Source organism: Armatimonadota bacterium, from assembly GCA_016223145.1.
GTDB lineage: Bacteria > Armatimonadota > Fimbriimonadia > Fimbriimonadales > Fimbriimonadaceae > Nitrosymbiomonas.
Map to the genome: position 1 here is coordinate 1 of JACRPN010000018.1, position 7,833 is coordinate 7,833.

A 7,833-nucleotide genomic window follows, 5' to 3' on the forward strand; every position below is an offset into this window, starting at 1 on the left:
CCTCGGACCTCGGACCTCGGACCTCGGACCTCGGACCTTCCTCCCCCTCCCCCCACGAACTTCCTAGCATTCCTACCGGCTTTGTGGGAACCTTCCGTAGACCTGAGGTATTCTAACTAACGTGGCTGCAAAGCCAGCGTTGAGTTCCTTCAGGCTTGCCTGAGGGGAACGGGGGAACCGATCCTTAGGGGTGAACGGGAGCGAGATGGGCTCCCAAGGGCAGCTCTTGGCCCGAACCCGACAGCTAACCCCGTAGACGTAGCGAGAGTCGAGCGAGTCCATTCAGGAGCGGGCTCGGGGGGCCGAAAGGTCTTCCGGCCGCTGCAATGGATAAGCAGGGTCCCGCATTTGCGGCCAGGGCAGTTCAGCGCTGTTCTGGGATCGCGCGACGCCGGGTCGTAACGGCTTGCGTGGAACGGGCAGTGAGCAGGCTGCTTGAGCACCTCCTGTTGAGCAGGGCCTTCTTCGAAAGAGGAAGGCCCTTTTGCTTTGAGGACTGAGTTCAAACTTGCTTTCCTGACCTAAAGCAGGCTGTCCCGGTAAACTGGCCTCCTGCGCACCTCTGCGCCTGGCCAGCCATGTCCATTCTCATCGATTCCAGCACCCGCGTCCTCATCGCCGGAATGACCGGCCGAGAGGGCACCTTTCACACCGAACAGATGATCGCCTACGGCACGAACGTTGTGGCGGGCGTAACCCCCGGCAAGGGCGGGACCACGCACCTAGGTGTGCCGGTCTTCGACACGGCGGAGGAGGCGGTGCGCGCCACCGGCGCCAACGCCGGACTCATCTTCGTGCCCGCACCGTTCGCGGCGGATTCGGTCATCGAGTGCGCGGACGCCGGGCTGCCTTTCGTGACGCTCATCACCGAGGGCGTGCCGGTCCACGACGCCGTGCGCGTGGTCAACTACCTGAAGGCCAAGGGCACGACGCGGCTGCTGGGTGGCAACTGCGCGGGGATCATCACGCCAGGCGAATGCAAGATGGGCATCATGCCAGGGCACATCTTCGCCCAGGGGCCCGTGGGTATGGTCAGCCGCTCGGGCACCTTGACCTATGAGATCGTCTGGGAGCTCACCAGCGCCGGCCTCGGCCAAACCACCTGTGTGGGTATCGGAGGCGATCCGGTTCCCGGAACGCGGTTTGTCGAAGTGATGCAGATGTTCGAGGCCGACCCCAAGACCAAGGCGGTCGTGCTCGTCGGTGAGATCGGCGGGACCGACGAGGAGGTCGCGGCGGAATACATCAAGTCGATGAGCAAGCCTGTCGTGGCGTTCATCTCCGGGCGCACGGCGCCTCCGGGCAAGCGCATGGGGCACGCGGGCGCGATCATTTCGGGCGGCAAGGGCACGCCGCAGTCGAAGGTAGACGCAATGGCCGGCGCGGGTGTGCCTGTGGCCGACAACACGAGCCAGATTCCGGGGTTGGTGAAGGCCGCGCTGGAACGGGTTGGAGCGGCAGTCTAGGGGGTTAGGTTTGAGCTCTGGGCAAGGGTATTTTCCACGTAGACGTGTAACCCATCTCGTCCCTGAGTTTTAATGCGGCCTGCAAGGAGTCGCTGTCGTGATACTCAAGGTAGGTCCAAAGAAAGAGCTTCAAGAGGCACCACTTTTGGCGCTGTGTCAAGTTGCAGACCAACACCTTGCGGTTGTGTCTTGAAAGCACTGCATCTTCGATGTTATGGTACATGCTGCCACCCAGAACCCGATCAATGGCCTCAAGGTAGGCGAGGTATGAGAGTGCGGGGCCGGCGAGCAACGAGACAGGATATAGCCAACCGATTTTCGGGAGGTCTCGGTCCGACTTGCTGCAAACCTCGCTGAACCAACGGAAGAGATCGTCGCATTCCTCACATCTATGCGGTGCGATTTCGGCACGCCCTGTGGGAGGCTTCACTGACCTCCAAGCTTCGTGGATTTGATCCATGAAGCTGGTGACAAGTACCTCACCGAAAGAACTGAAGGGCTTCCTGGTCATCTCTGTTGATTCTGAGTCAAGAAGCGATCAGGTCCCTAATTGTCCTCCAGGAAACCTTTCGATGATGGCCCTGTGAGCAGCCTCGGGGATCGATTTTGCTCCTCCCAAGATCCGTGCCCTGAGCAGCACATTGGCCACCCGCTCCAGCGTCTCCATGCGGTCGCAGGCGTCCCAAAGGTCTTTTCCGAGAGTCGCCGCGCCATGGTTGGCGAGCAGAAAGGTCTTGTGGTCCTTGAGATAAGGCGCCAGTCCTTCGGGAACTTCGTCGGTGCCCGGCATCGCGAAGGGAAGCAGCTTGACCGTGCCCAGCACCACCGCCGCCTCGGGCAGATAGCCGTCCGGGATGGTTTCGCCGGCAAGGGCGAATGCCGTTGCCGTGGGTGGGTGCGCGTGGACCACCGCCATGCAGTCGGGCCGATCCCGAAATGCCCTTAAATGAAGGCGGATTTCGCTGCTTGGCGTTCCGCCGCAGACCGGGATTCCGTCCGGTCTCAACACCACGAGCGCTTCCGGGGCCAGATCGCCTTTACACGCGCCCGAAGGTGTGCAGAGGATGTTGCCGTTGGGAAGGCGGGCACTCACGTTGCCCTCCCTGGCGCCCACCAGCCCCAGGTCGTATAGCCGCCTTCCCACACGGGACATCTCTCGTCGCATAGCCTCTTCCTTCATCATCGCCTTTCGTGCATGAGGTACCCGAAAGGGAGGGTTGCTTGCCAAACGAGGCCAAGAGCTCATGGTCGGCTCTTGCCTCTCCGCCTTTCGAACTCGAATGAGAGGACGCTGGGGACGGCTTGGGCATGGATGCCCGCGCTCCCCTCCAACTCCGCTCCCCCTCACCCGGTTCGCGGGCCTCACCGCCTCTCCCCACTGGGGAGAGGAGATTCACGGGACCCCATCGCGCATCGCACATCGCGCATCGCGTTCATCTATCCCACCGGGGTGTCCAAGTGCGCCGAGATGCCGGCGACGGCCATGTCGTCGCCTTCCATGCCCATCATCCCGTCCTCGTCCCCCATCATCCGGCCGGGGGTCTTGTCGTCGGGATCGGGCAGGGAGAGATGAACCTCGGTCCCGAATCTGGGTTTGGAGAAGGGAAGGTGGGTCCAACCCCTTGCGAGGATGTGGTGCTGGTTGGCGGCGTCTCCCTCGAACGGCGCGCCATGGTTCCAGGGAACCCACGACCGGGCGTTGCAGTAGTGGCACACATAGGCGCGCCGGAAGCGGTCGTTGGTCCGATTCGGGAACGAGCGATGGAGCACATGCCCCCCGAAAAAGAGAACGTCGCCGGGCTCCATGGGTACCGAGATCATCGGCGGGTACTTCTCCACGATATCGGTCAGACCGTTCACCTCGTCGTCCAGGTGGCTGACGTTCTCGACCTCTTTCATGCCTTCGAAGGCGCCCGCGGCGTGCACGTGCGCCGGGGCGTTTCGCGGCGGGTAGATCGGCTCATGGTTGGAGCCGGGCACGACCCAGAGGCAGCCGTTTTCCTCATCGGCGGGTTCCAGAGGCATCCATGCGCCGATGAGCGTATCGGGATAGGTGGTGATGTAGTAGGAATCTTGATGCCAGCCTTGGCCTCCGCGGCCCGGCGGGTTGAAGAAGAGCATGGACTGGAGCGCCAAGACATCGGGTCCGATGAGCGCCTCCAGGACGTCGAGCACGCGCGGATGCAGCAGGCCCCATTCGGCCGTGGGCAAAACGCGGTGCAGCATGTGGATGCGCGTAAACCTCGCCAGGAGCTCCTCCAAGGTCGCTGACTCTTGGGCGGGGTCGATGCCGGGGACCTTTTCGCGGCCGTAGAGCACGTTGTCCGCCCAGTCCCTGATTCTCTCAACGTCGGCTGGATTCACCAGGCCCTTGGCGAGCAGATAGCCGTCCCGCTGAAACGATCGGAATTGTTCGACGTGGACGCGATAGCGGTCGTCTCGTTGAGCGGCTCTTGGCTTGTACGACATCGTGCCCTCAATGATAGGCTACTTTTTGGGAGTTCTCACACTTCAACTCCTCATCCCTTCATCCCTTCATCTCCTCATCTCCCCAGAGCTCCCGCCCTCATCCCTTCACTTCTTCATCCCTTCACTTCCCAGCTCCCCTCCCCACCCCTCATCTCTTCACTTCTTCATCCCTTCACTTCCCAGCTCCCCTCCCCAACCCACATCTCTTCACTTCTTCATCCCTTCACTTCCCAGCTCCCCTCCCCAACCCCTCCCTCATTTTCGACTTCGTCAAAAACAAGGGAGGGGCTCCCTGGTCCCATCAGCCTGAAGCGGCCATGCGGGTAAGTTCACGCAATGTTCGCACTTGGCCGGTTTGCCGGGACACTGCTTCTTTTTATAGCTGCCGCACTGGCTCTTGGGCAAGAGCCCTATGTCATCGAGCAGTTCAAAGAGCGCATCGACCTGCACGCCGACGCAACGATGCGCGTCGAGGAAACCCTGCGCGTTCGGTTCAACACGGCAAAACACGGCATCTACCGGCTCATTCCCGTGGACTATCCCTCTCGCCACGGGCTGGCGCGGAGCATCATTCTGACCGGCGTCGGCGTGACCGACGAGAACGGCAACCCGCAGACGACGAAGCTCACCCGCAAGGGCCAGAATTTGGAGGTCCGGATCGGCGACGCCGAGATTCTGCTCGATGCCGGAACGGTCAAAACCTATCGCATCCAGTACACCGTCGAAGGCATGCTGAACTGGTTCGATGACCCCGAGGACTGGTCGCCGGCGGTTGAGCTTTATTGGAATCCGACCGGCAACGAGTGGGACACGACGATCCAGTCTGCCGAGGTTGAGGTTCACTATCCAAAGGTCGCGGGCGGAAAGGGCCTTCGGCTCAAAGTGTTCGCAGGACCCTACGGTTCCACCGAGCACGACGATCTGGACAAGCTGTCGAGCGGCGTTCAAGGTAGCCAGACGGCGACGGCGATGTCCATGAACGAGGACACCGTGGCCCTGGTCCGCCAGGAGCCTCTCGGCCCGTACACAGGGCTGACCTTTGTGCTCCAGATTCCATCTGCGCTGATTCCCAAGCCACCCTTCATTCGAAGCGCTCTGTTCTTTCTCAAGACGAACTTGGGGTTCCTCATTCCGTTTTTGGTCTTCCTGCCCATGTTCTTGTTCTGGAACGCCTATGGCCGCGACCCGAGGAGCCGCCCCATCGCCGTCCAGTACGATCCGCCAGACGAGCTATCCGGCGCGGAGGCAGGGACCCTGATCGACGAGCGGGCGGACCAGAGGGACCTTGCGGCTGGCATTGTCAGCCTCGCGGTCAAGGGCTATTTGACCATCACACCCACGGAGTCTGGACTGATCTTCAAGAAGCGTGGCGCCGAGATCGGGATTGTGGGCAAGGAGCACGGGCCGGAGCTCACGATCTTTGAGGGAAGCCTGTTGCGGCGGCTCGAAGCCTGTGGGCCGACCGTCACGGAAATCGACCTCCGATCGAACGTCGCTCCGGTCATTTCTGAGCTCAAGGGCAAGCTCTACGAGTCTCTGGTGGACTTGGGCTACTATCGGCAGAACCCGAACAGCGTCCGCATCGCGTGGATGGGAGGCGGAATCGCCGTGATTGTCGGTTTGGCCTTTGTGCTTACCGCTCTCACTCCCTTCCACAGCCCGTTCCCGGCGATCGTCGGCGGGATCATTGGGGCGGTGATCGTGCTGACGTTTGGCTACGGGATGCCAAGGCGCACAGTTGCCGGAGCGCGGGCCCGGGAAGGCGTGCTCGGGTTCGCTGAGTTCATGAAGCGCGCGCAGAGCAAAGAAATGCAGTGGCTCTCGGAAAAGCACCCGGACCAGGCCATGTTCGAGCGCTACTTGCCCCATGCGGTTGCTTTCGGTTGCGTCGCCCAGTGGGCGCAGGCGTTTGAGGGGATCGTCAAGGAGATGCCCTCCTGGTATGGCGGGTACCACGGGATGGGCTACAACCCGTACCTGTTCTCGAACGACTTCGTCGGGGTGACCGACTCGATGGCTTCCGCGGCTTCGACGCCTCCCCGATCCGAGGGGGCAAGCGGCGGTGGTTCCGGGTTCAGCGGCGGCGGAGGGTTCTCAGGAGGCGGCTTCGGAGGCGGAGGTGGCGGCAGTTGGTAGCCCTATTGGCGCTTTGCGTCATTCAGTCGGGGACAGCGCCTCTTGACGCAATCCTCAATGACGAAAGACTGGCGACGGCGACGGTCGGCGCCTACGTCGCCGACATTTCGGGGAAGGTGCTCTACGAGCGCAATAGTCGAAAGCTGCTGATGCCCGCCAGCAATCAGAAACTGCTGAGCACGGCGTTCGCTTTCAAGGTGTTGGGACCGGACTATAGGCCAGTGACGCGGTTTTGGAAGCTGGAAGACCGGATCGTCGTTGACGCTCCTGGTGATCCTATGATGAGCGCGCAGCAACTGCGTGATGCTGCCACCAAGCTCAAGATTGAAGGACGGCTCCCGGTCTTTGCGAAACAGGCGTTCAAGCCCATCATCCCGCCGACGTGGGAGACAGACGACCTGCCGTTCGCCTATGCGGCCCGGATTTCGGCGCTGATGGTGGACCGTGGGCTCTTTCGTGTTTACGGAGAACGCGGCGAACTGAAGGTCGAGCCCAAGGAGTTCGTGACACGCCTATTGAACGTTCCGTGGTCCAACCGCATCCAGCCGCGCGTCAGCTATGATCCCGACCTCAATCGAGTCAAGGTCGAGGGCGGGTTTCCTGACGACAAGACCCTGTTGGGGACGTTTGCGGTTCCACAGCCCGATCGGCTTGCGGCGGCCATCTTGGCGGGGCCCCTCTATGAGACGGAAGAACTCCCAAGGCGGGCGCCGGACCTGACGATTCAGGGGGAGACCATAGCCAAGATGGTGGCCGAGTGCCTTCCTCCCAGCGACAACACCATTGCTGAGTGCCTGCTTCTGATGGCAGCCGCAAAGACCCGGGTGGATCCCGACATGCCTTACCTGTTGGCGGGCGGTCTGATGAGGGACTTTCTTGTGAAGGATGTGGGCATCGACCTGCTTCAGGTGCGCTCTCAGGACGGTAGCGGCATGAGCCGCCACAACTTGGTATCTGCCGAAGCGCTTGGAAAGCTGCTGCTTTGGATGCAAAACCAGCCCTTTGGGAAGGTTTGGCGCGAGAGTTTGCCAAAACCTGGTGAAGGAACCCTGAGGAATCGCCTCAAAGGCGCCTCGTTTCAGGGTAAGACTGGCACACTTGATGCCGTTTCCGCTCTTTCTGGGTACCTGAAGCTGAAGGACGGACGGACGCTTGTGGTGTCGCTCTTGATGAACCATTACCTGTGTCCGAGCTCCGAAGCGCGGGCGATCCAGGATCGGTTTGTCCAGGCTTTGGAAGGTTTTGGCAGGACTGGCACGAGATTTGATGGTGCCGAACGTTATGAGAACCCTCGTCCCAGTTCGCTCGCTCGGGATCTTGATGGTAGTGGGGTTCACGGATTTGGTGGTCACGGCGGTGCTCTACGAACGCGGCTTGATCGTAGAGCTCAACCCACTCATGCGTCCCCTGCTGGAGCAGGGAACGTGGGTCTTCGGCGCCGTTAAGGGTCTGACGCTTGCCGCAACCTGGCTGCTGATGGCGCGGTACGCCAGGGTAAACAAGAGGTTTGTCGAGAAGGCCTGCATTGTCGGCACGCTGCTCTATTTGACCATCTGGTCGGTCTGGTTCTTCTCGTCGCACTAGGGAGAGGGACGGAGGGACGGAGGGACAAAGGAACCACCCAAATCGCCCTTCGCCCTTAGCATTTCTCCCTCCTCCGAATTGGTCCCCTCTCCTTCGCGGGTGTCTGGGTTGGAGTGAATTCTGAGTTGGAGTAGCGAGGGGGAGGGACAGGGTCATAGCTGTTTAGTTTAGGGTCGCC

The 7,833-nt window shown here is 61.3% G+C and carries 7 protein-coding genes; 4 read left to right on the forward strand and 3 right to left on the reverse strand.

Annotated elements, in window-relative coordinates:
• Positions 1 to 578: 578 nt before the first annotated feature.
• Positions 579 to 1,466: a succinate--CoA ligase subunit alpha gene (sucD, locus tag HZC36_14880; GenBank protein MBI5708265.1), complete on the forward strand. Its 888-nt coding sequence runs from the start codon at positions 579 to 581 to the stop codon at positions 1,464 to 1,466.
• A 4-nt stretch (positions 1,467 to 1,470) separates the two neighbouring features.
• Here sucD and HZC36_14885 read toward each other — a convergent pair whose 3' ends face one another.
• From HZC36_14885 to HZC36_14895, 3 genes are all read right to left on the reverse strand, one after another.
• On the reverse strand, positions 1,471 to 1,977 hold the full coding sequence (locus HZC36_14885; protein ID MBI5708266.1) for a hypothetical protein: 507 nt from the start codon (positions 1,975 to 1,977) through the stop codon (positions 1,471 to 1,473).
• Positions 1,978 to 2,004: 27 nt separating this feature from the next.
• Positions 2,005 to 2,631 (reverse strand): class II aldolase/adducin family protein, encoded by a 627-nt coding sequence (locus tag HZC36_14890; protein ID MBI5708267.1) that lies wholly within the window; start codon positions 2,629 to 2,631, stop codon positions 2,005 to 2,007.
• Between the two features lie 272 nt (positions 2,632 to 2,903).
• Positions 2,904 to 3,935, reverse strand: a complete 1,032-nt coding sequence (locus tag HZC36_14895) for a phytanoyl-CoA dioxygenase family protein (GenBank protein ID MBI5708268.1) — start codon at positions 3,933 to 3,935, stop codon at positions 2,904 to 2,906.
• A 336-nt stretch (positions 3,936 to 4,271) separates the two neighbouring features.
• On the opposite strand from HZC36_14895, the gene HZC36_14900 reads away from it, so the two are divergent.
• The 3 genes from HZC36_14900 to HZC36_14910 are packed head-to-tail and all read left to right on the forward strand — an operon-like array spanning position 4,272 to position 7,655.
• Positions 4,272 to 6,071, forward strand: a complete 1,800-nt coding sequence (locus HZC36_14900; protein ID MBI5708269.1) for a DUF2207 domain-containing protein — start codon at positions 4,272 to 4,274, stop codon at positions 6,069 to 6,071.
• Positions 6,065 to 7,516, forward strand: coding sequence for a D-alanyl-D-alanine carboxypeptidase/D-alanyl-D-alanine-endopeptidase (dacB, locus tag HZC36_14905; protein MBI5708270.1), 1,452 nt, complete (start codon positions 6,065 to 6,067; stop codon positions 7,514 to 7,516). Before HZC36_14900 ends, dacB begins: the two co-directional genes overlap by 7 nt.
• A complete protein-coding gene (locus HZC36_14910; GenBank protein MBI5708271.1) occupies positions 7,470 to 7,655 on the forward strand; it encodes a hypothetical protein in 186 nt (61 codons plus the stop codon). Before dacB ends, HZC36_14910 begins: the two co-directional genes overlap by 47 nt.
• Positions 7,656 to 7,833 lie beyond the last annotated feature (178 nt).